General features: G+C 70.0%; 20 protein-coding genes and 2 pseudogenes. 9 read left to right on the top strand and 13 right to left on the bottom strand.

What is annotated here, in order from left to right; translation table 11 throughout:
• Positions 1–32: 32 nt before the first annotated feature.
• Both ABZ880_RS02475 and ABZ880_RS02470 read right to left on the bottom strand, forming a co-directional pair.
• Positions 33–1,310, bottom strand: a complete 1,278-nt coding sequence (locus ABZ880_RS02475; protein ID WP_361255500.1) for a cytochrome P450 — start codon at positions 1,308–1,310, stop codon at positions 33–35.
• Positions 1,311–1,464: 154 nt separating this feature from the next.
• Complete coding sequence (locus ABZ880_RS02470) at positions 1,465–4,374, bottom strand: glycosyl hydrolase 115 family protein (RefSeq protein ID WP_361255868.1); 2,910 nt, start codon at positions 4,372–4,374, stop codon at positions 1,465–1,467.
• A 307-nt stretch (positions 4,375–4,681) separates the two neighbouring features.
• On the opposite strand from ABZ880_RS02470, the gene ABZ880_RS02465 reads away from it, so the two are divergent.
• Both ABZ880_RS02465 and ABZ880_RS02460 read left to right on the top strand, forming a co-directional pair.
• Positions 4,682–5,254, top strand: coding sequence for a dihydrofolate reductase family protein (locus tag ABZ880_RS02465; RefSeq protein ID WP_361255497.1), 573 nt, complete (start codon positions 4,682–4,684; stop codon positions 5,252–5,254).
• An 84-nt stretch (positions 5,255–5,338) separates the two neighbouring features.
• Positions 5,339–5,773 (top strand): nuclear transport factor 2 family protein, encoded by a 435-nt coding sequence (locus tag ABZ880_RS02460; RefSeq protein ID WP_361255495.1) that lies wholly within the window; start codon positions 5,339–5,341, stop codon positions 5,771–5,773.
• A gap of 14 nt (positions 5,774–5,787) precedes the next feature.
• Here ABZ880_RS02460 and ABZ880_RS02455 read toward each other — a convergent pair whose 3' ends face one another.
• Entirely contained in the window at positions 5,788–6,186 is a 399-nt protein-coding gene (locus tag ABZ880_RS02455) for a DUF302 domain-containing protein (protein WP_361255492.1), read from the bottom strand.
• A 154-nt stretch (positions 6,187–6,340) separates the two neighbouring features.
• Here ABZ880_RS02455 and ABZ880_RS02450 point away from each other — a divergent pair, with 154 nt between their 5' ends.
• Positions 6,341–8,512, top strand: a complete 2,172-nt coding sequence (locus ABZ880_RS02450) for an MMPL family transporter (protein WP_361255489.1) — start codon at positions 6,341–6,343, stop codon at positions 8,510–8,512.
• An 80-nt stretch (positions 8,513–8,592) separates the two neighbouring features.
• Here ABZ880_RS02450 and ABZ880_RS02445 read toward each other — a convergent pair whose 3' ends face one another.
• A complete protein-coding gene (locus ABZ880_RS02445; protein ID WP_361255865.1) occupies positions 8,593–8,880 on the bottom strand; it encodes a metal-sensitive transcriptional regulator in 288 nt (95 codons plus the stop codon).
• A 201-nt stretch (positions 8,881–9,081) separates the two neighbouring features.
• Between ABZ880_RS02445 and ABZ880_RS02440 the strand changes: the two genes are divergently transcribed.
• The gene (locus ABZ880_RS02440; RefSeq protein WP_361255486.1) at positions 9,082–9,873 is read left to right on the top strand and encodes a transglutaminase domain-containing protein; all 792 of its coding nucleotides are present in this window, start codon (positions 9,082–9,084) and stop codon (positions 9,871–9,873) included.
• Between the two features lie 50 nt (positions 9,874–9,923).
• Here ABZ880_RS02440 and ABZ880_RS02435 read toward each other — a convergent pair whose 3' ends face one another.
• Positions 9,924–10,082, bottom strand: coding sequence for a hypothetical protein (locus ABZ880_RS02435; protein ID WP_361255906.1), 159 nt, complete (start codon positions 10,080–10,082; stop codon positions 9,924–9,926).
• Between the two features lie 188 nt (positions 10,083–10,270).
• A pseudogene (locus ABZ880_RS02430) lies at positions 10,271–10,366 on the bottom strand (hypothetical protein); the annotation flags it as partial.
• Positions 10,367–10,775: 409 nt separating this feature from the next.
• Between ABZ880_RS02430 and ABZ880_RS02425 the strand changes: the two are divergent.
• The 4 genes from ABZ880_RS02425 to ABZ880_RS02410 are packed head-to-tail and all read left to right on the top strand — an operon-like array spanning position 10,776 to position 16,189.
• Positions 10,776–12,365, top strand: coding sequence for an NAD(P)-binding domain-containing protein (locus ABZ880_RS02425; protein ID WP_361255483.1), 1,590 nt, complete (start codon positions 10,776–10,778; stop codon positions 12,363–12,365).
• 5 nt (positions 12,366–12,370) lie between these two features.
• Positions 12,371–13,504 carry an alpha-hydroxy acid oxidase gene (locus tag ABZ880_RS02420; protein WP_361255480.1) on the top strand — a complete coding sequence of 378 codons (1,134 nt, stop codon included), beginning with the start codon at positions 12,371–12,373 and terminating at the stop codon, positions 13,502–13,504.
• Positions 13,501–14,898 carry a cytochrome P450 gene (locus tag ABZ880_RS02415; RefSeq protein ID WP_361255477.1) on the top strand — a complete coding sequence of 466 codons (1,398 nt, stop codon included), beginning with the start codon at positions 13,501–13,503 and terminating at the stop codon, positions 14,896–14,898. Before ABZ880_RS02420 ends, ABZ880_RS02415 begins: the two co-directional genes overlap by 4 nt.
• Before the next feature lie 13 nt (positions 14,899–14,911).
• Positions 14,912–16,189: a cation:proton antiporter gene (locus ABZ880_RS02410; protein ID WP_361255474.1), complete on the top strand. Its 1,278-nt coding sequence runs from the start codon at positions 14,912–14,914 to the stop codon at positions 16,187–16,189.
• 73 nt (positions 16,190–16,262) lie between these two features.
• Here the strand turns inward: ABZ880_RS02410 and ABZ880_RS02405 are convergent.
• The 4 genes and pseudogenes from ABZ880_RS02405 to ABZ880_RS02390 all read right to left on the bottom strand — a co-directional run.
• Positions 16,263–16,649 (bottom strand): annotated as a pseudogene (locus ABZ880_RS02405) (peroxiredoxin-like family protein); the annotation flags it as partial.
• A 441-nt stretch (positions 16,650–17,090) separates the two neighbouring features.
• Positions 17,091–17,768: a haloacid dehalogenase type II gene (locus ABZ880_RS02400; protein WP_361255471.1), complete on the bottom strand. Its 678-nt coding sequence runs from the start codon at positions 17,766–17,768 to the stop codon at positions 17,091–17,093.
• Between the two features lie 136 nt (positions 17,769–17,904).
• Positions 17,905–18,639: a DUF899 domain-containing protein gene (locus ABZ880_RS02395; RefSeq protein WP_361255468.1), complete on the bottom strand. Its 735-nt coding sequence runs from the start codon at positions 18,637–18,639 to the stop codon at positions 17,905–17,907.
• Between the two features lie 327 nt (positions 18,640–18,966).
• Positions 18,967–19,398 carry a hypothetical protein gene (locus tag ABZ880_RS02390; RefSeq protein ID WP_361255465.1) on the bottom strand — a complete coding sequence of 144 codons (432 nt, stop codon included), beginning with the start codon at positions 19,396–19,398 and terminating at the stop codon, positions 18,967–18,969.
• 62 nt (positions 19,399–19,460) lie between these two features.
• Between ABZ880_RS02390 and ABZ880_RS02385 the strand changes: the two genes are divergently transcribed.
• Entirely contained in the window at positions 19,461–20,156 is a 696-nt protein-coding gene (locus tag ABZ880_RS02385; RefSeq protein WP_361255462.1) for a helix-turn-helix domain-containing protein, read from the top strand.
• Between the two features lie 390 nt (positions 20,157–20,546).
• Here ABZ880_RS02385 and ABZ880_RS02380 read toward each other — a convergent pair whose 3' ends face one another.
• The 3 genes from ABZ880_RS02380 to dhaM all read right to left on the bottom strand — a co-directional run bounded on the left by ABZ880_RS02380 (position 20,547) and on the right by dhaM (position 21,688).
• Positions 20,547–20,858 carry a cutinase family protein gene (locus ABZ880_RS02380; RefSeq protein ID WP_361255459.1) on the bottom strand — a complete coding sequence of 104 codons (312 nt, stop codon included), beginning with the start codon at positions 20,856–20,858 and terminating at the stop codon, positions 20,547–20,549.
• 163 nt (positions 20,859–21,021) lie between these two features.
• A complete protein-coding gene (locus ABZ880_RS02375; RefSeq protein ID WP_361255456.1) occupies positions 21,022–21,312 on the bottom strand; it encodes an HPr family phosphocarrier protein in 291 nt (96 codons plus the stop codon).
• Entirely contained in the window at positions 21,296–21,688 is a 393-nt protein-coding gene (dhaM, locus tag ABZ880_RS02370; protein WP_361255453.1) for a dihydroxyacetone kinase phosphoryl donor subunit DhaM, read from the bottom strand. The genes ABZ880_RS02375 and dhaM overlap by 17 nt, the downstream gene beginning before the upstream one ends.
• Between the last annotated feature and the right edge of the window lie 22 nt (positions 21,689–21,710).

Raw genomic sequence — 21,710 nt, 5'->3', positions numbered from 1 at the left:
AGCACCCTCCATTCATTTGTAACTTGATTTTCTTAAGTCATCAAGGCCTGAGAATTGATTTTCTCAAGAGGGTGCGACTCCCAGGTCACCGGCAGCTCGTAGACGCCGTAGACGACGCCGTCGTCCTTGAACGGGATCTTCTCCAGCTCGGTGGCCCGGCGCAGGGTGGGGACGCGGCGGAACAACGTGCCGTAGACGACCTGGAGTTCGAGGCGGGCGAGCGGCTGGCCCAGGCACTGGTGGATGCCGAAGCCGAAGGCCATGTGGCGGCGGGCGTCGCGCCGGAGGTCGAGGCGGTCGGGGTCGGGGAAGCGGTCGGGCTCCCAGTTGCCGGTGGCGCCCGGGATGATGACGCCCTCCCCGGCGCGGATGAGGCGGCCGCCGATTTCGATGTCGTCCAGCGCGACGCGACGCTGGCCGTTGTGGACGACGGTGAGGAAGCGCAGCATCTCCTCCACCGCGCCCGCGAGGACCTGCGGGTCGTCGGTGTCGCGGACGACGGCGAGCTGGTCGGGGTGTTCCATGAGGGCGAGCACGCCCAGGGCGATCATGTTGGCGGTCGTCTCGTGCCCGGCGCCGAGCAGCAACAGGCCCAGCATCGCGGCCTCTCGGCGGGTGAGGTCGCCGGCCTGCATCCGGGCGGCCAGGTCGGAGAGCATGTCGTCGGCCGGGTCGGCGAGTTTGGCCTGGAGTTGCTCGTCCAGGTACGCGAGGAGGGCGCCCGAGGCGGCGTGCGACTCCTCGAGCGAGGCGTCCCGGCGGACGCCCACCTTGCTCTTGCTCTGGAAGAACTCATGGTCCTCATAAGGGACTCCGAGCAGTTCGCAGATCACCAGCGACGGCAGCGGCAGTGCGAGGGCCTCCACCAGGTCGGCCTGGTTCGGACCGGCCAGCATGGCGTCGATGAACTCGTCGGTCATCCGCTGGACCGCCGGACGCATGGCCTCGATGCGCTTGATGGTGAACGGCGCGGTGACCATCCGGCGAATGCGGGCGTGGTCGGGGTCGTCCATGTTGAGGAAGGACGGCGGCATCTGGGAGTAGGCCTGCTGGAAGGCGGCACTGAAGTGGGGGAAGCCGGTGCGCCTCGGGTCGACGCTGAGCCGTTTGTCGCCGTACAGCGCCCGCTGGTCGTCGTAGCGGGTGACGATCCAGGGCGTGCTGCCGTCCCACAACCGCACCTGGGAGACGGGCTGTTCGGCGTGCAGCCGCATCAGCTCCGGGGGCGGGGCGAACGGACATCCGGCCGCCCGGGGCATCGGGAACTCGGGAATCGTCGCGTCCGTGACGCCGGCAGGGGCGTGGATCATGTCACTCCTTCATGGTGGGGGGACCTTCACGGTGGGGGGTCTCAAGGTGGGGGACCTTCAAGACCGGGTGAAGGGAACCGTCGCCATGCAAGCCCACGAACCTGACAACTTCCGGTCAGCAAGCTGACAGAAGATCGATCTGGCCGGAACTCGGCTAGCGGGCGGGTGAGTCCAGGACCGCCGCGGGGGCGGGGTCCGGGTTGAACACCGGGTGGTAGCTCTCCGGCGGCGCAAGATACGTGGCAGGCAGGCCACCGGTGTCGATGACGATCTGGTCGACGGCGATCGCCGGGTCGACCATGAACAGCCGCAGGACATGCTCGCCGGGCGTCGAGACGGTCACCGTGGCGGTCAGCTTCTCGATCCCCTCCTCCACGTTGCGGGCCCAGGTGTCTCCGCGGTTGCCGGTGGCGACGGCCTGCCCCGTCAGGACGGTGACCGACTGATCGTCCAGCGCGACGGCCAGCCGACGACGCCCGCGTTCGTCGAGCGAGGGCAGCCGGAAGACGGTGACGGGAAAGGTGCCGGTGCTGGTGAAGCGCACCCGATAGCTCAACTCCGGTGCAGTGACGGCGATTTCCTCGGTGATCGGCGCCGCGGTCGAGGGCACGGCGTCCATGGCTCCGCCACGACGACCGAGCCCGCGCACGGTCCGCCAGCGCGCCCCGCCGCGCGCCACCCGCCGGTCGGCGTGCCGGGCGTCGATCGAGACATACCCGCCCGCCTCGACGAACCCACGGGCCCGCCGACTCGCCCGCTCCCCGTCGTTGACCACCCGCAACGGCACCTCGACCCGCCGATCGGCACCGCTGACGACAACGGTGGCGTCGTACGTCCCCTCGGGCACGCGCTCCCAGTCGACCTCGACCCACACACGGACCTGCTCGGTGATCGACCCGCCCGGCGAACTCAGCCGCACCCACGGATGACTGGCTTGTGCAGCCCAAGTCACCGCCAGGAAACCGGTGTTGAAGACATCGAAGAAACGGCGATCGCGCGTGCAGGAGGAGAAGATCAGCGGCCGTTCCGCTCCGGTCTCGTTCCCTTCGGCGGCCACGCCCAGCCCGGAGGTGTCCTGCCGCGTGACCCTGGTGACGCTCGGGCGGCCGGGAGCCTTCGGTATCTGGGAGGGATAGGGATTGATGTACCCGTCCCATTTCCCGCCCGCCACCTGGGTGTTGTACCGCGCGGTGAGTGCCTGCTCGTCGGCGTGGGCGGACTCGGCGAGATCCGCGAAGCGGTTGGTTCCGGCGCCGCGGCCCTGGCGGAGCGCGAGCGCGTTGCGGTCCGCCCAGTAGTACTTCAGGTTCATCAAGTACGCGCCGTGCACCGGGTATTCGACCAGCTCGTAGAAGGCATCCCGGTAGGCGTCGGGAAGCTGGGCCCCAACGGCCTGCGTTCGCTGCAACAACCGGTCGTAGGCACCCATCCGGCGCCCCGCCTCGTCCCCGTGATGGATCACGGAGAAGATGTCGCGGTCGATGAACTCCGGGCGCCGTTCCGCCGCGAGACGGTAGTACTCGCTGCGGATCGCGGCGATCTCCCGGCCGTGGCGCTGCCCGAACTGCCGCCCGGCCCACTCGGCCATGAAGCCGCTCTCGGCGTCGTCGGCGCTCCACCGGTCCACGGCCCAGGCCATGTCCATACAGAAGGACAGCCCGTTCTCCATCGACTTGAGGTCACCGACGTTGAAGATCCACATCCGGTCGACGCCGTGCTCGTACACCCGCCGCAACTCCTGCCAGACCTTGGCCAGTTGGGTGGTGTCCAGCCACAGATAACTCCTCGGTCGGCCCCAGTAGGAGAGGTGGTAGTAGATCCCGTTGCCGCCGGAGCGGGCGCGCTCGTCGTCGTTCGGCAGCTGGCGCATGTTGCCGTGGTTGTCGTCGGGCCAGATCAGCGTGACGTCGTCGGGGACCTGCACGCCCGCGTTGTACAGGTCCAGGACCTCCTTGTACGGGATGAAGATCTGCGGTTCGACGACGGCGCCGACCTCTTCGGCGAGGATCCGGCGCTGGTCGGCGATGATGTTGTTCATCACCACGACCTTCTCCGGGATCGTGGTGGCGTTCTTCGTCTCCAGCGCGCTGTCGTGCAGCCCGCGCATGCCGAGCGTCCAACTGCTCTCGTACGCGGCGTTCTCGCGGGCCCGGGCTCTCCAGTAGTCGGAGATGACGATGGGGTTCACCGTGTAGTCGTAGACGGGCAGGCTGCCGTCGGCGTTGCGGTGCTCCTGTGCCCAGGGGTCCCACTCGTGCACGCCGTTGCGCAGCAGGGCCTCGGGGTGGCTGGAGCCGACGACGATGCCGTAGCGGTCGGCCAGTTCGGGGTTCTCGCGGTACTTGTTGAAGAAGTCGGAGTACGGATGCATGGCCGGCCAGAGGTAGTTGGCCTTCAGGCGGAGCAGCAGCTCGAAGATGCGCTTGTAGGTCTCCGGGCCGATGTTCTTGTCCGGCTCCTGGGTGCGGTGCGACCAAGTGGTCAGATTCTGCTCGTCGTTGAGGAAGACGCCCCGGTAGCGGACGGAGGGCTCGTACCGCTTGAACGGCCCCGCGGGCACGGTCACGGCGTCGTGGTGCTCGACGGGTACGTCGGCCCACCAGTGCCAGGGCGACACCCCGATGCGCTCCGAGGTGTCGTAGATGCCGTAGACCGTTCCCCGCCGGTCGCTGCCCGCGATCACCAGTGCCCGGTCGACGCCTGGCACCGGCCGGTCCACCACCTGGGTGACCGAGGCCTCCCAGCGCCCCTGCACCCGCGAGACGTCGAGTCGCCCCTGCGCGACGAGCCGGTCGATGACCGGGCTGGCGCCGAGGGTGCCGACCAGGACCAGGGCGGTGGCCCGGTCGGGGAGCGCGTGCAGGAGTAACGGCCGTACGGAGCTGACTCGTTCGACGTCGGCCTGCAGGTCGCCGGCGGCGCGGACGACGGCGGGGTCGTCGGCCGGGTCCACGAACACGGAGGCTGCGCTGCCGTCCTGCACCAGAGGTAGGCCGGGCCCGGCGGCGTGGGCCTTCGTGGGAAGCGCGACGGGGAGCAGCGGGGCCACCCCGACGGCCGCCAGCCCCCGGAGGAACGCCTTGCGGGACCACTGAGGCGAGGAGCCGGGTTCGTGTGAGGCGCTGTGGGGCACGAGACGCTTCCCTTCCGCCGGACAAAGGATGTCGAGGTGGGCTGGCATGGTCATGCTAGAAAGCGCTTGCCGTGCACCTTAGGGCAGCGTCGGGCGGACGTCCACAGTGGTGACGGGATCGAGGGTGTGCTCATCGGGGCTGAGCCGGGCCGTTGCCGGCCTGACCGATGAGTAGTGCCGCCGGACCGGGTCTACAGCACATCGACAACAGTCCGGATCGAGATCGCAGGAGGCCAGAGTGTCCACATCAGTGCTCGACATGTCGGTGTCACTGGACGGGTACATCGCCGACCCCGACGACTTCCTCGGCGGAGACGACGGCGAGCGGCTGCACAAGTGGGCCGACGCCGATGGTGAGTCGGGCGGCCTGGCAGCGGTGGCCGTCCAGTTCCAGGACGAATGGACTGCGGCCGGTGCCGTGCTCGTGGGGCGGCGCACGGCAGAGCTCATGGACCACTGGGGCGGTGATCACGGAGGTCTGCCGATCTTCGTGCCCAGTCACCGTCCGCCCGGCCCGGCCGCGCGTTGGGGCTATCCGCTGGTGACGTACGTGCTGGACGGCATCGAGAGCGCGATGGCGCAGGCCAAGGCCGCCGCGGGGGAGAAGGATGTACAGGTGCGCGGCGCGTACACAGCGCAACGGGCGCTCGAGGCCGGGGTCCTCGACGAGATCCAGGTCCACCAGATTCCGGTGCTGCTCGGTGCCGGCCGTCGGCTGTTCGACGTCCTGCCGTCACAGATCGAGTTGGAGATCCTCCGGGTGATCGACACTCCGGAGGCGACCCACATCCGCTACCGCGTCCGTCGCTGAGCTCGCTGCCTGCGGGGCGGCGCGGCATCTCCGTACGACACGGAGTCGCGGCGGGCGCGCGGCGGCCTCGTACCCTCGACCGTCATGGACGCAGCCGCGGACACGTCCGCCGTGACGAACTTGACAGCCAGGTATGCAGAGCTGGTCGACGACGGCGACTTCGCCGGTGTCGGCGTGCTGTTCTCCGACGCCGTGTTCATCGGAAGCGGGGGGCCGGTCAAGGGCCGTGAAGCCGTCGAGCGAATGCTGCGCGACTCGGTGATTCTCTACGAGGACGGCACGCCACGTACCCACCACGCCACGACGAACATTGCCGTCGAGGTCGACGAGCAGGCGGGCACCACCGCCGCGCGTTCGTATGTCACCGTCTTCCAGGCCCTGCCCGACCTGCCGCTGCAGCCCGTGGCCGCCGGACGTTACGGCGACCGCTTCGAGCGGCGTGACGGGCAGTGGCGGTTCGTGGAGCGTCGGGTTCGCATTCACTTGGTGGGCGACCTGAGTCGCCACCTGCGTGCATAGGTACGCCGGATGCCTCACGCAACGGGCTGCGCGAGCGCGTTCAGGGCCGCGTCGAGCCGGCGAGCCGCCTCCTCCGCCACGGGCCGCAGCGCATCGAGTCCGGTGAGGGCGGTCATCGTGCCCGGGTCGATGGCCTGCACGGTGGTGCCGTCGCCCTCGGCGCGTACGACGACGTTGCAGGGCAGGAGCAGCCCGATGGTGCGGTCGATGTCGAGCGCCCGGTGGGCCAGGGGCGGGTTACAGGCGCCGAGGATCACGTAGTCCTCCATGTCGTGACCGAGCTTGGCCTTGAGCGTGGCCGCGACGTCGATCTCGGTGAGGATGCCGAACCCCTGCTCGGCGAGGGCCTCGCGCACCGCGATGACGGTCGTGGCGAAGTCGGTGTCGAGGTGAACGGTGCGGTCGTAGCGCATTGCGCGGATCCCTTCGGGTGTGCGGTCGGTCCTTGGTGTAGTTCCGATAATACCCCTGGGGGTATTCATCTCACGTTTCGGATACCCCCAGGGGTATGAGGTATGCTCCGGACGTCTCATATACCCCCTGGGGTATAAATGCCGAGGAGGAAGCATGTCCACAGCCACCACCACCGACGCAACCGACGCCGGGGGTGCCGAGGACCCCTCGGCCCCGGGCCCGGCCGGGCCGCTGGGGCGGCTCGGGGCCTGGACCGCCGGGCACTTCAGGCACGTACTCATCGGCTGGCTGGTGGTCGTCGGCGTCCTGGGTGCGTTCGCACCGCAGGTGACCTCGGTGCTGTCCGGTGCGGGGTGGCAGAGCAACGGTTCGGAGTCGGTGAAGGTCCGGGAACTGGCCGAGAAGCACTTCGGCGGGACCGGTTCCTCCGCGATACAGGTGGCCGTGTCCTCGAAGAGCCACCAGGTCGGTGATCCCTCCGTGCAGCACGTCATCGCTGAGGTCACAAGGGAGTTGAAGTCCGACGACCGGATCGGCGAGGTCGTGGCGCCTCAGGCCGGCGCGAGCATCGGCCGCGACGGCAGGACCGCCGTCGTGCTGGGCGGTGCCGCGGCGGACACCGACGACATGGTGCGCGCCGCGGAGGACCTCAAGGAACCGCTGCGCAAGCTGTCCACGGACGACGTGACCGTGCGGGCCACCGGTGCCTCGGTGATGTGGAGCGACTTCAACACCGCCAATCTCGAGGCGATGATCCACGCGGAGATCCTGTCCTGGCCGGTGACGCTCGCGGTGCTGGTCGTGGCGTTCGGCTCGCTGGTCGCCGCGGGACTGCCGCTGCTGCTGACCATGGCGGGACTGGCCGCCTCGGTCGGCTCGCTCGTCCTCATCAGCCACGTCACGCCGATCTCCATCTGGGCGATGGACTTCGCCCTGATGTTCGCGCTCGCGCTGGGCATCGACTACGCCCTGTTCCTGGTGATCCGCTTCCGGGCGGCCCTCGCGCACAGCGGGGAGCGGCGGCGGGCCGTCGAGGAGACCATGGACACCGCGGGGAAGGCGGTCCTGCTGTCGGGGCTGACCGTGCTCGTCAGCCTGTCCGCGGTGATGCTCGTGCCCGCTCCCGCCGTGCGGACCATGGCCGTCGGCATCATGCTGTCCGTCGTCTTCGTCCTCGCCGCCACCCTCACGCTGCTCCCGGCGGTCCTCGCCAAACTCGGGCCGCGCGTCGACAAGTTGGCCTTGCCCCGCACCCGCACCGACCGCACCGAGTCGCCGCGCTTCGGTGCGTGGGGCGAGCGCCTGTGGCGGCAGCCGCTGCGCTTCGGCGCTCTCGCGCTGGCCGTGCTCATCGCCCTGGCCGTCCCGGTGTTCGGGCTGAAGACGGCGATGCCGTCCATCAAGGTCGTGCCCGAGAACGACAGTTCACGCCAGGGCTACGCCCTGGTGCAGCAGAGCTTCGGCAAGGGAGCGCCGGGCATGCTGCAGATCGCCGTACCGGACACGTCCGTCACGGCGACGACCGAAGCGCTGAAGTCGACCGATGGCATCGCGGGCGTCCTGCCCGCCCAGCGGGCGGGCGACGGATCCGGGTGGAGTCTCATCCAGGCCGTGCCGTCCGTCGACCCGTCCGACCCCTCCCTGGCGAAGACCGTGGACACGCTGCGCGCAGAACTCCCGGGTGATGCGCTGGTCGGCGGCGCCGCCGTGGAGAACCTCGACCTCAAGCAGGCCCTGGACGACAAGGCGCCGCTCGTCATCGGGGTCATCCTGGTCCTCGGCTTCCTCCTCCTGCTGGTCGCCCTGCAGGCCCCGCTGGTCGCCGCCATCGGCGTACTGACGAATCTCCTCGCCACCGCCGCCGCCTTCGGCGTCGCGAGGCTGATCTTCCAGGAGGGGCATCTGTCGGACCTGCTGGGCTTCGAGCCTCAGGGCTTCCTCGACGGATGGGGACCGGTGTTCTTCTTCGCGATGATCTTCGCCATCGCCATGGACTACACCGTCTTCCTGCTCTCCTCCGCCAAGGAGAACTACGAGAAGACGGGTGACCCCAGGCGGGCGGTCGTCGGCGCCCTGGCCCAGTCCGGCCGGGTCGTCTTCGCCGCGGCCGCAGTGATGGTCGCGGTGTTCTTCACCTTCGCGCTCGCCGACCCGCTGCCGCCCAAGGAGATGGGCATCGTGCTCGGCGTCGCCGTCCTCCTCGACGCCTTCCTCATCCGGCTCGTCCTGCTCCCGGTGCTGCTGCGTCTGACCGGCCGGGCCGCGTGGTGGTCGCCGGCGTGGTTGCGTCGGGTGCTGCCCGCGATCCGGTTCTCGCACGGCTGACTCGCGTCTCGGGGATACCCCCTGGGGTGATCGCGCTGCCGTCCCTCAAATACCCCGGGGGGTCTTATGGGGCATCGTCCTCAGGCCAGCGAGAGGAACAGCTTCTCCAGGCGGGCGCGCATCTGCTCGCGGCTCTCGTCGGACCTCGCGTCGCCGTCGACGTCCGTCAGGCACTGCTGCAGACCCGTGGCGATGATGGCGAACCCCGCCCGGTCGAGAGCGCGGGACGCCGCGGACAGCTGGGTCACGACCTCCTCGCAGTCCCGCCCCTCCTCGATCATCCGGATCACACCGGAGATCTGGCCCTGCGCCCTGCGCAGCCGGTTCAGCACGGACTTCAGCTCCGCACCCGCGAGTTCCAGATCCACCATCACTCCTCAGAAATACCCCTAGGGGTAATATACCCAACCCGTCCGATCCGTGGTGGGGCGGCAAGCGATGCACGGTGGGCCTGACCGCCGGCGTTGCGCCCCGACCGCTCAGTGACACTCAATCGTAGTTGAACGCGTTCAATTTCTCCGGCATGATGCCTCTGACGATCCGGGGCGCTGGACGAGAGGACCGCGGTCATGACGAGTTCGCTGCTCGCACCACGAGGTCGGTCCCGCATCAGCACGACCGGCGGGGGAACGGCGGTCGGGAGCACGGACCCGACGCGCATCCTCAACTGGCGGCATCCGCTCGTCGCCTCGCTGCGTCGGGAGCTCGACATGCCGACGGGGGTGGAGCCCACCGACCGGATGGCGATTCTGCGCCGGGCCCACCGGCGGATCACCGCAACCGTGCGGCCCGTGTACTCGGTGCAGGACGCCCGACCCGTGTCCGAGGTGTTGCGCCGCGGTCGTGGCTCGTGCAGCCAGCGGCTGGCCGTGCTGGAGGCGGTGGCGCGGGCGTCCGGGGTGGCGACGCGGGTGCGCGGACTGCTGGTGGACGGGGCCTTCTGGTATCCGCGCTTCCCTCGTTTGCGTCGGCTCGTCCCGGACCAGGTGTTGCTGGCGTGGCCGGAGTTCCGTATCGAGGGACTCTCGCCGACCGTCCACGCCACGGCACCCTGGTTGCCGGTCTCCGAACTCTTCGGCAGCCTCGGCGAGTTGAGCGACGGCCACGGTGGCGGCTTCACCAACGCGGACGCGGAGACGCTCTTCGAGGCGTTGTCCAGGACGGCGATCGACTGGGACGGCGCGACGACCCTGTGCCCGGCCGCCGGCGCCTCGTGCGATCTCTCCGCCTACGTCCTGGCGGACCTGGGCCGCCTCGACTCGCGCGACGAACTCTTCGCCCGGCACGGCCAGACCCTCTGCTGGACAGCGAGAGCGCTGGCCGAACCCGTCCTGGGGCGTCGCCGCCCGGCGGACACCTGAGAGCCGCCCGGGCGAGCTGCGAGTCACCTCTTCAGCAGGCCCGCGCCGCCTCAGCCGGCCGGGGTGAGCCCCAGGGTGTCCAGGACGCCGTACACGCCCAGACACACGACCGCGACGCTGCTGAGGGCGAGGGCCGCGGTCGGCCACGGGCTGCTCCGGAAGCGGCGGTCCACCCCGGTGCTGCACAGCCGCCAGGCCGCGACGACCACGGCGAGAAGGAATACGCCGCCGCCGATGCCGCCGATCTGGATGGTGCGGCGGCGCTGACCGTGGGCAGAGCGAACCCGAAGCTGCCCAGCAGCGCGATCGCCCCGGCCGCCAGGGCCGAGCGGTGCCGGACGGCCTTTGCGGCCACGCCCGGCACGGCGGTCGACCCGACGTGATCGATACGGACGGCGACCTGGCCCAGTGCGTCGCGTAGTTCGGCCCCCAACGCGCGGAAACGCTCCGGCCAGGCGGGGTCGTAGTCGGCGATCTCAACGGGATCTGCCATGTCCTTGATTGTCTCCAATGTGGGGTGTAGGGGGACCCACGGAGACAACGACCGTCCGACCCTCGCAGCGTGCAGGGCGGCACCTGTCGAATTCCTGTCATCCCAGAGGGGTTGTTGCCCTCGGCTGCAGCTCGTCACTAGCGTGCTGCTTGAGGTTTCAAAGGGAAATCCGACGGAGGGGTCAGTCATGTCCCTGACGGAATGCCCGGTTGTGCCGCCCTCGGGTGCCACTGGCTGCGGCTGTCTTCCGGACCGCTCCGCACGCCTGTGAAGCATCGCCGTGCGCGCCTGCCGACCGGCACCACGGCGCGCCCGGCCGCCATGCGCAACCGCACTCTCCCGTTTCTCACCCCCACCAGCCTCCAGGCATGTCTTCGCCCGGAGCAGCCTGGAGCAGAAGGAGAGATCCATGCACTCCATGCACAGCGAGCCTCTCGATTACCTTGTCGTCGGCGCAGGTCCCGCCGGGCTCCAGCTCGGGCAGTTACTCCAGGCGGCAGGTCACGGATACCGGATCCTGGAGGGCGGCCACGCCCCCGGCACCTTCTTCCGTACCTTCCCCCGCCACCGCAAGCTGATCTCCATCAACAAGGTGCACAACGGCACCAAAGATCCCGAGCTGAATCTCCGGATGGACTGGAACTCCCTGCTCTCCCCGGACGACCGGCTGCTGTTCACCCGCTACAGCAAGCGTTACTTCCCGCACGCCGACGATCTGGTGCGCTATCTCGCCGACTTCGCCGAGGCGTTCAAGCTGGACATCGCCTACGACACCCGGGCGCAGCGGATCCGGCGCGACGCCGACGGCTACACCGTCACTGACCAGCATGGGCACGAGCACCACGCCCGTCGCCTGGTCATGGCCACCGGACTGACCCGGCCCAACACCCCTGACATCCCCGGCATCGAGACCGCCGAGGACTACTCCGCCGTATCGGTGGACCCCGAGGACTTCACCGACCGGCGCGTCCTGATCATCGGCAAGGGCAACTCCGCCCTGGAGACCGCGGACAACCTCGTCGAGACCGCGGCCGTGATCCATGTCGCCGGGCCGCACTCCGTCCGCATGGCATGGAACACCCACTACGTCGGCCATCTGCGCGCCGTCAACAACAACTTCCTCGACACCTACCAACTCAAGTCGCAGAACGCCCTGTTGGACGGCCAGGTGCTGTCGATCGACAAGGATCCCGACGGGAGCTACCGCGTCCGCTTCAGCTTCTCCCGGGCCGACGAGGTCGTGAAGGAGCTGCGCTACGACCGGGTCATCGTCTGCACCGGCTTCCGCTTCGACGCCTCGGCCTTCGACCCGGAGTGCCGCCCCGACCTCGTCATCGACGACCGCTTCGCCGCCCTGACTCCGGCGTACGAGTCGGTGAACATGCCCGGCCTGTACTTCGCCGGCACCCTGATGCAGCAGCGTGACTTCAAGAAGTCCACCGGCGGTTTCATCCACGGATTCCGGTACGCCGTCCGGGCGTTGAGCCGCATCCTCGACGAACGCCACCATGACCGGCCCTGGCCGCACCAGTCACTGGAGGCGACCCCGCCGGCGCTGGCGGACGCCGTGGTGGCCAGGGTCAACCGCAGCTCGGCGCTGTGGCAGCAGTTCGGCGTGATCGGGGACCTGATCGTCACCTCACCCGGCGAACCGGCCCGCTACCACGAGGAAGTCCCGGTCGCCTACGCCCACGAGAGCCAACTCGCCGCGACCGGCGACTACTTCATCGTGACCTTGGAGTACGGCCCCGACCACGACAAGGTCGACCCCTTCGACATCACGGTACGCCGCACCGCCCAGAACTCGGTCGACGCCGCCTTCGACGCCGCCTACCTGCACCCGGTGATCCGCCACTTCAGGGACCGTGAGCTGCTCGGCACGCATCACCTGGCCGAGAACCTGGAGAACGAGTGGGACCATCCCGAGGTCCACCACGCCCCGCTCGCGGAGTTCTTCGCCCGCGAGCTGGACCGCCTGCCGAACCCCGCCGGGCGGTGAGCGGCATGCAGTACACCGTGCACGACTTCGAGGCCGCCGCGCGCGACAAACTCGACCCCGTCCACGCCGACTTCATCGCCGGCGGGGCACGCGACGAGATCACCGTACGGGCCAACGAGGCGGCGTTCGGGCGGCTGCAGCTGCTGCCCCGGGTGCTGCGGGGGAGCGCGGTACGGGACCTGGACGTCACCCTGCTCGGCAGCCGGGCGAGGCTACCGATACTCCTCTCCCCGACCGCCTTTCACAAACTGGTCGATCCGGAGGGGGAGTTGGCGACCGCGCGAGCCGCGGCGGCCGCCGGAGCGATCATGATCGTGTCCATGGCGTCCACGGTGGCGGTGGGCGAGATCGCCGACGCGGTCCGTGCGACGGACGGTGACGCGCCCCTGTGGTTCCAGCTCTACATCCAGCCCGACCCGGAGATCACCGAGGCGCTGGTACGGCGGGCCACCGACGCCGGGTGTACGGCCCTGGTCGTCACGGTCGACTCCCCGGTGCTGGGCGCGGGAGAACGCAACCGGCGCAACGGCTTCCACGATCTGCCACCCGGGCTGCGCTGCGAGAACCTGGTGGATCTGCGCGACGGCGAGCGCGGCCACGTACGCCAGATCGCCATGTCCCCGGAACTGAGCTGGGAGCACATCGACCGGCTGCGCGGCGTGACGGATCTGCCGGTCCTGCTCAAGGGCGTACTGCATCCCGAGGACGCCCGGCTCGCGGTCCGGCACGGCGTCGACGGGCTGCTGCTGTCCAACCACGGCGGTCGCCAACTCGACACCGTCCCCGCCACGTTGGAGCTGTTGCCGGAGATCCTCGCCGCCGTCGCGGGCCGCATCCCGGTCGTGCTGGACGGCGGGATCCGGCGTGGCACCGACGTGGTCAAGGCGCTGGCGCTCGGCGCGACGGCCGTGGGCATCGGCCGGCCCGTGATGTGGGCGCTGGCCCAGGGCGGCGAGAAGGGCGTACGGCGGCTGCTGGAGCTGCTGCGCGAGGAACTCGACGACACCCTGGCCCTGTGCGGGGCGTCCGGGCTCGGCGACCTGACGCCCGATCTGGTCCGGGTGCCCGCGTGGGGTCGCGTGCCGGGCCCTGTCGTGGCTCCGGGATCGGACCGCCGATCCGGTGGGGTGATCGCGTGAGTCTCACCGGATGGCTCGTCGCGGCCGCGGCCGTGGTCCTGGTGGCCGGTCTGCCGTATTGGCTGCCCAGGGCGGTGGTCGCGCTGCGGGTGCGCATCTTCGCCCGGGTCGGCGGCGAGGAGGGCATCCGGGCACCAGGTCGAGAGGTTCCCGCCGAGGAGTTCAAGAGCGTGTACGGGCATCCGGCGGCCAACGGCCGCAGCCGTGGCGCCGCGCTGTCCGACCTGTTCTGGTACTGGCTCTCGCCCGGCCCGGAGGTACACCAGGAGCACCTGGAGCCCGGACCGCGCTACGACGACGTGGCCCGGACCACCCGGCAGATCCTGGCCGGGCTGTCCCGGGAGCAGTGGACGGAACTGGTCGGTCGCTGCACCTGGCGGGTGCTCGACGAACTCGACCGTCACGCGCGCGTGCACCGGGTCAGACTGCGCGACCTGACGATGCCGGTCTGGGCCGAGGTCTACTACGAGGTGGTCTTCCGTGCACCGTGCCCACGTCACGTCCGGGACCTGATCACCGGCAACGCGGACGACGTGGTCAGCGCCCTGAAGTGCACGAGTTTGCGCCACATGGACCGCCGCGCCCGGCTCACCGCCCACCTGCGCGACCGGCTCGCCCACGATCCGCCGCCGGTGCCACTGCCGTCCTCGCTCTCCGAGCGGGAGCGCGCCTACTACTTGCAGGGCACGTTCTTCAACACCGCTGTGGTGCAGATGTCGGAGGCGATGGCCCACCTGCTGCTGGCCCTCGCCACGCACCGGCCCGTGCAGGACCGGCTGGCGGCCGGCGAGGGGGACCCGGAATTCCTGGATCGGGTCATCAACGAGACGCTGCAGCACTTCCCGCTTTTCGGCGTGGCCCACCGGATCACCTCCGGGGAGATCCCCCGGGACGGACGCGCCCCCATCCCGGCCGGCTCGGTCCTGCTGTTCAACTACCCCGAGTACCAGGGCTCCGGTGCAGCCCCCTTCGACCCGGACCGGTGGCTGGACCCGGACACCAGGCCGTCCGCCTTCATCCCGTTCGGGGTCACCGCCAACCGCCCCTGCCCGGCACGTGGCTTCGCCGTCCTCACCATGCGGGTCGCGGCCGAGGAGACCCTGCGCCGCTTCCGGCTGGAGTCCTCGGCGGAGCACACCCGGTCGCTGCCGAGCCGCGGCCCCTGCCTGCTGATCCCACGCAGCGGAACCGGGGCGGCCCGGAGCCCCGCACGCCGGCGGATCCGACTCGCGGCGATGCGGCTGGCCGACCGCTGGGCGGCGGTCCCGCGCAGCCTCACCCAACTCGCCCTCGGCAGCTACATGGTGTGGGACGCCCGGCGCCAGGGCCTGTGCCGGAACTACTTCGCCGCCGCGTCCGGCGGCCCCGCCGCCCCCGTCACAACAGGCCACTGAGAGGAACGAGACCATGACTCCCGTGGAGCTCGCTCCCGCCTTCTTCCTGGCCGTCGTCGTGATTCTGCTGACGTGCCGTCTGGTCGTCCTGGTGGCGGGCCGCTTCGGACAGCCACCTGTGGTGGGCGAGATGATCGCCGGCGTACTCCTCGGCCCCTCGCTCTTCGGACTCCTCGCCCCCGGGCTCTCCGCCGAGGTCTTCCCATCCGAACTCAAGCCGATGCTGTACGTGGCCGGACAGATCGGCCTGGTGGCCCTGATGTTCGCCGCCGGTTACGAGTTCCGTACGCACGCCGGACGCGGGCTGGCCGGCACCGCCGTCGCCGTCTCCTCGGCCGGGGTGGCGATCCCGCTGGCGCTGGGCGTGGGGCTGACCCTGGTGGCCCACGGCCACGTCGGCATCTTCGTCGACGGGGTGTCGGTCTGGGTGACGGCGGCCTTCGTCGGCGTCGCCCTGGCGATCACCGCGTTCCCGATGCTGGCCCGGATCATCACCGAACGGGGGCTGGCCGGCTCCCGGTTCGGCTCACTCGCCCTGGCCTCCGGGGCCACCGACGACGCCGTCGCCTGGATCCTGCTCGCCGGCGTGCTGAGCGTGGCCAAGGGCGAGGCGGGGCCCGTCCTGAGGGCGGTCGGCGGCTCCCTGCTGTTCGTGGCCGTCCTGTTCCTGCTGGGACGCCGCCTGCTGAAGTGGATCGTCGACCGGCCCGGCCTCGGCGACGACACCCGCCTCCTCTTCACCGTCGCCGTGCTGTTCTGCGCCGCCTGGTTCACCGACACCATCGACCTGTACGCCGTCTTCGGGGCGTTCTGCGTCGGGATGGCCATGCCCCGCGGCGAGGCATCCGAACGGCTCGTGCGGACCACCCAGTCCGTGACCCAGGTTGTGTTCGTCCCGATGTTCTTCACCTACTCCGGCCTGAACACCCGCTTCGACGTCTTCTCCGACCCGTCCGTGACCGCGTTCGGGGCGGCCGCGGTCGTCCTGGCGGTGGCCGGCAAGTTCGGCGGCTGCTGGGCCGCTGCCCGGCTCAGGGGCGAACCCGGCCCGGTGGCCGTCCGGGTCGGCGCCCTGATGAACGCCCGGGGGCTGATGCAACTGATCGCCCTGAACATCGGGCTGGCGGCCGGCATCGTCAGCGAGGAACTGTTCACCGCGCTGGTCCTCGTCGCCCTGATCACCACGGTGATGACGGTTCCGGTGCTGAGTTGGCTGGACCGCCGGGACGCCGGATCCCGGGCGGCGGAGGAGACGCACGACAGCGAGGAGGCGGCAGCGACGTCGCGTTGATGAGCGGGGCGCGGGCGTTGACGTTCCTCCGGCGAGGGAACGGACCGCTCCGGCCCTCGCCACGAGACGCGACTCAGTGCAGTGCGTCGAGGGCGGCGAGGACGTCGGCCGGTTCGGCGCGGGTCGTGTAGTCGGTGTCGACGAAGGCCCGGCGGATGGTGCCGTCGCGGTCGATGACATACGTGGCGGGCAACGGCAGCGTGCGCGGGTGACCGTCGTTGACGCGCTGGAGGTCGAAGCCGAGCTTGTCGTAAACGGCGGCGAGGCCGTCGGGGAGGCCGAAGGCGAGGCCGTACTGCTTGGCGGTGTCGGAGTCGATGTCGCTGAGGACGTCGAAGGCCAGGCCGTGCTTCTCGGTGAGGGAGAGGGACTCGTCGGGGATCTGCGGGGAGACGGCGACGAGGCGGGCGCCGCGTGCGGTGATGTCGCTGTGGTGGTGCTGGAGGGCGCGCAGGGCGACTGCCCGACTTCGACGCCGCCCTCACGGGCGAATCCGAGGCGACCGTTCGGCAACACCTCGACGCACTGTCCGCACTGCGCCTGGTCAGTGAGGCGAAAGCCGGATGGTTCCGGGTGCACGACCTCGTCCACGCCTACGCGGAGGATCGGATCTGCATCGACGTCCCGGCGACACGGATCCTTCAGTCGCTTTACCGCGCGCTGGCGCACTACCAAGGCCAGGCCGACGCACGCGACAGGCCAGGCACGCTGGTGCGGTTCCCGCCCTCACGCCCTGCAAGCGCGCCGAGGCAGGGGGCCGAGATACCGCTGACGGCGACCCCATGCGGGCAGCGGGTCCTCGCCGCCCAACGGCCGTGCGGACGGGGCTGGTAACCATCGCATGAGCGGGCGCCGACAAGGGCCCCGATTGGTCCCGGCGGCGGAGCAGCCGCGATCTCGATCAGCCGAGGAGGCGCGCGAGGTCCGTCAGGTCTTCCGCGATCAGCGTCGGCTCGGTGAGCGAATCCGGATAGACGGCGGCACCGCGCCGGAGCCAGGCGCCGGCCAGCCCCGCCCGCTGGGCGCCGTCGACGTCCCACGGGTGGACGGCCACGAGCATGGCCTGATCGGCACTGACGGCGCAGCCTTCGATCACATGGCTGTAGGCGCTCGGGTGCGGTTTCCACCGGCCTGGTCCTGCGACGTCCATCAGGGCCTCGAAACAGTCCCGTACGCCGGCCTTGTCCAGGAGCTTCTCGGTGAGGGCGGTGCTGCCGTTGGTCATCGTCACCAACCGGTATCCGGCGGCGCGCAGAGCCCGTACTCCCGGGGGCACGTCGGGGTGAACCGCCAGCTCGGAGAATCCGGACAGGACGTGACGGACCGCGGCATCCAGATCGACTGGCCGGTGCTCCGCACTGGCCAGCAGCCCACGCAGGCTGTCGCGGGCCAGCTCGGCGAAGTCGGCATAGCCGCCGGATGCGGCCAGCGCGAACCCGTCGCGGAGCGTTCCGGCGAACCAGAGGGGCATCAGGCCGCCGGGAGCGCCGATCTCCTCGAAGCGGTCACGCAGCGGGCCCATATCGCTGAGGGTTTCGTTCACGTCGAATACCAGCACCGACGGTCGGTTCGGGGGCACGGCCGCTGTCCTCCTGACAGGTGGAGTCGTGGTGTGGGCAGACTCCAGCACATTCTGAGGTGGGTCGTACGGATGCCTCGAGTCCACGGGGCGTCGTGGCGCCAGTACCGCGTGCAGGTCGGGACCAGACGACCGTTCAGGTCTCGCCGTACTCGTCGTGGCGGCGCAGCCAGTGGGTCTCCTCGCCCTCCTCGTGGCGGCCGAGCGGCGCCCGGTCGAGGAGCCCGTAGTAGGCCATGGCGGGCTCGAGGCCGCGCGCGGTGGTGACGTACGTCCGGTACACGGTGCCGTCCGAGAGCGCATAGGCGCTCAGCCCCGGCCCTTCGGTGACGTAACCGAGTACGTCCGTGCCGGACAGCCCGGCCATCTGCGTCACGGTCGGCGGGATGTCGCCGTCCAGGAACGGCCGCAGCTCCTCCTCGGTGTACTGGAAGCCGAGGTCGCGGTGGAAGTCGCTGCCGCCCGCGGAGACCCAGTCGAAGCTCCAGCCCATCCGGTCCCGGTACACGAGGAGCTTGTCGATCGGCGCTCGCGAGGAGCAGATCAGCGTCACGTCGCGGGCCTTGAGATGGACCACGTTGGGAGAGAGGGTGTCCGCGATCGAGGAGCAGACCGTGCATCCTGCCTCGTAGGGCGGGCCGAACATGAAGTGGTAGACGAGCAGCTGCGAGCGCCCGTCGAAGAGGTCCGCGAGCGACTTGGTCCCGTCCTCGGTCTCGAAGCGGTAGTCCTTCTCGACCGGCACCCAGGGAAGCGCCCGCCGCTGCCGCGCGAGCTCGTCACCACGCCGGGTGAGTTCCTTCTCCTGCGCGAGCAACTCGGCTCGGGCTGCCTCGAATTCCTCCTGTGTGCCGACCTTGTGCTCGGGCATTGCCTCTCCCTCCTGTGTGGGAGCAGACCAGCGGACCGCGTGTGGCCGCCTGCAGCGGCTGCCGGTCGTGACTGCACCGGCGTACCCGTTCGTCCTCATGTCCACCGTACGCGTGCGATGGCGGGCCTTCGACCCGACTGACGGCGGCCGTGCCGCTGCTCGGGTGCGTGTACACAAGCCGCGTGGGGCGTACGAGAGGCGTCTGAGCTCTGCTTCGGTGTATGAACTGCACGACGGCGCTGACCTGATCGCTGATCTGGGGGTTTTCTTCTCAGGGCGGGTGAGTCCGCGGTTGCTCACCCGCCCGGGTGTGCGCGGGGAGCCGGGTCAGTGCGGCTGCCGCGCGGCGTGGAAGCGGTCGGCGAGCCGGGCCAGGGCGACGGCGCCGAGCAGGAGTCCGAAGTCGCGCAGGGCGATGTCGTAGTAGCCGGGAATGGTCAGCAGATTGACGATGATGCCTGCCAGCCAGCCGGCCACCAGCCAGCCCCCGAACCGCGGGACCACGGCGACGGTGACGCCGGCGACGATTTCGATGACGCCGACGGCGTACATGGCGGCCTGGGCGCTGCCCGGAACCACGTCGTTGATCCACGGGGCGAGGTACGTCGGCCAGTCCACGAGCAGATTGGCGAACTTGTCCAGGCCGAACAGGATCGGGGCCACGGTGAACCCCGTCCGAAGGATCCAGAACGCCTGGTAGGCCGGGTCAGCGGCCAGGTTGCGCCGGGGTGTGACCGGCGCGGTGGTGGTGGACGACATGGCGACCTCCTTCTATCGACAACCTTCATTAACGATAGAAGCGCGCCCCGTCTCTTTAGTCAATGGCTGTTGGTTTTACACTGGTGTTCGTGGACCACTCGAAGGAAGCACCCGGCGGCGACGTCTCCGCGGTCGCAGTCCTGGACGAGCCGACGCGTCGGCGGCTGTACGAGCACGTAGTGCGCCAGACCGCCCCGGTGGGCCGCGACGAGGCGGCCGAGGCTCTCGGGCTGGCGCGGCAGACGGCGGCCTTCCATCTGGATCGGCTGGCGGATCAGGGGCTGCTCGAGGTGGTGTACGAGCGACGCAGCGGACGCAGCGGACCGGGCGCGGGCCGGCCCGCGAAGCTCTACCGCCGCTCCGACAGACAGGTCAGCGTCAGCCTGCCCGAGCGGCGCTACGAGCTGGCCGGGCGGCTGCTGGCGCAGGCGGTCGAGGAGTCCGACGCCACAGGTGAGCCGGTCCGTACGGTGCTCCACCGCAAGGCGACGGAACTGGGCGAGCAACTGGGCGCGCAGGGAGCCGGCCTGACGGACCTGCTGGAGGGCCACGGCTTCGAGCCACGTGGCGAAGGCGACGCGATCCTTCTGGGCAACTGTCCTTTCCACGTGTTGGCGCGTGAGCACACGGACACGGTGTGCGGCATGAACCTGCACCTGCTGCGCGGGGTACTCAAGGGGCTGGGCGAGAGTGGACTCGAGGCGTGCCTGGCGCCGACGCCGGGCCATTGCTGTGTCCGTCTCCAGCCGGCCGCCTGATCTGCGGCGCTTGATGGGAGACCGCGCACCGGCATTCCAACCGGTCTTCGTCGCCCGCGAGAAGCCCGTGGCGAGGACGACGGATCTGCGCGAGCTGCTGATCCATGACGCGGCCGACCTGCGCCGGACCCCGCTGGCCAGGGTCAGGCTCCCCAGCCTGACCAAGGCCAGCGGGTCAGGCTCCCCAGCCGGGTGTCGTTGGGCTTCCATGGCAGCTGGGCGGACCATGCCGCCCTCGGCCGAGCCATCGCAGTTCACCACTACCAGGGCTGACCGGCGCTGTTCGGTCTTCTTCGCGCGGGCCCAAAGTGCCGGAGAAGTCCCGGAGACGGACGACGACTCTGCGGTCGCCGCCGGCCCGGCAGGCGTTGCCGGGCCGACGGCGCGGGGTCAGTTCTTGAGCGCGAGGACGTGCTCGGCGGCGAACCTGGCGCCCTTGTCGGTGTCGCCGTTGGTGAGGTAGGCGATGTGGGAGTCGCCGCTGACTCCGCCGCCGCAGACCGGGTCGCCGGAGGCGCAGAAGTCGTCCCGCTTGGGCGCGTAGGTGGGGCTCGTGGAGTCGATGCTCTGGCCGGTGAGGCGGATCGGGTTGCCGAAGGTGACGACGGCGGCGACGCGGGGCGCGAGCGATTCCGGGATGGCCGTGGCGTCTGCCCGGGGCGCACGCCTGATGCGGATGGCCGCTCCCTGGCCAAGGGGCAAGGTCCGCACACCGGCGGGCTGCTGATGTGCTGCCCGAGGACGCGGCGTCAGGGAGCGGCGCCGCGGTCGGTGGGCAGGATGCTTTTCAGCTCCCGTGCCACCTCGACTTGCTTTGGCACGGTAGGGGAAGGGGCGGCTCGTTAGCCCGGCGGCAGCGGCCGGGCTACTCGGCTTTGGTGAGGATGTCGGCCAAGGCCGTGACGGCCTGCTCTGCGTCGGGGCCCTCGGCGCGGACGGTCACAGTGGTGCCGACTGTGGCGCCCAGCCCCATAACGGCGAGGACCCCCGTCGGGTTGACGGTGCGGCCGCTGTGCTCCAGTTGTATCGCGCTGGTGAATCCTGCTGCGGCGCGGGCGAGTTGGCCCGCGGGGCGGGCGTGCAGGTTGGCGGGCAGGATGACGAGCTTTTCGTGAATCGCGGAGTTCGTGGTGGCGGCGTCAGAGCTTGGGGACATTGCGGGCCTCCTTGGCGGCGTCGGCTACGGTCTTCAGGTCGGCGCCGGATGCGGCGGTGACGACGGCTGCGACGGCTCCTTCGACGAAGGGTGCGTCGATGATCAGCACGTCGGGGCTGGGGTGGTCTTCCAGGACGGTGCGGGCGGTCAGGACGGAGCTGCCGAGGTCGGGGAGGACCACGACGCCGCCTCCGCGGTCGGCGTGGCGGATCGCGGTCAGGACGCGGTCGTAGCTGGTGCCGATCCGGCCGTCGTCGGTTCCTCCGGCGATGGCGAGGGGGACTGTGTCGGAGCCGATCTGCTCCACCAGCAGGCGAAGGCCCGCGGCGAGCTCGGCGCTGTGGGACACGAGTACGATGCCGACAGGATTGCTCATGAACAGGTACGTTAAATCTCGG

This window comes from Streptomyces sp. NPDC047043, from assembly GCF_040644055.1.
GTDB lineage: Bacteria > Actinomycetota > Actinomycetes > Streptomycetales > Streptomycetaceae > Streptomyces.
Note: the sequence above shows the minus strand (reverse complement) of the source record. Positions and strands in the feature narration are given on the sequence as shown.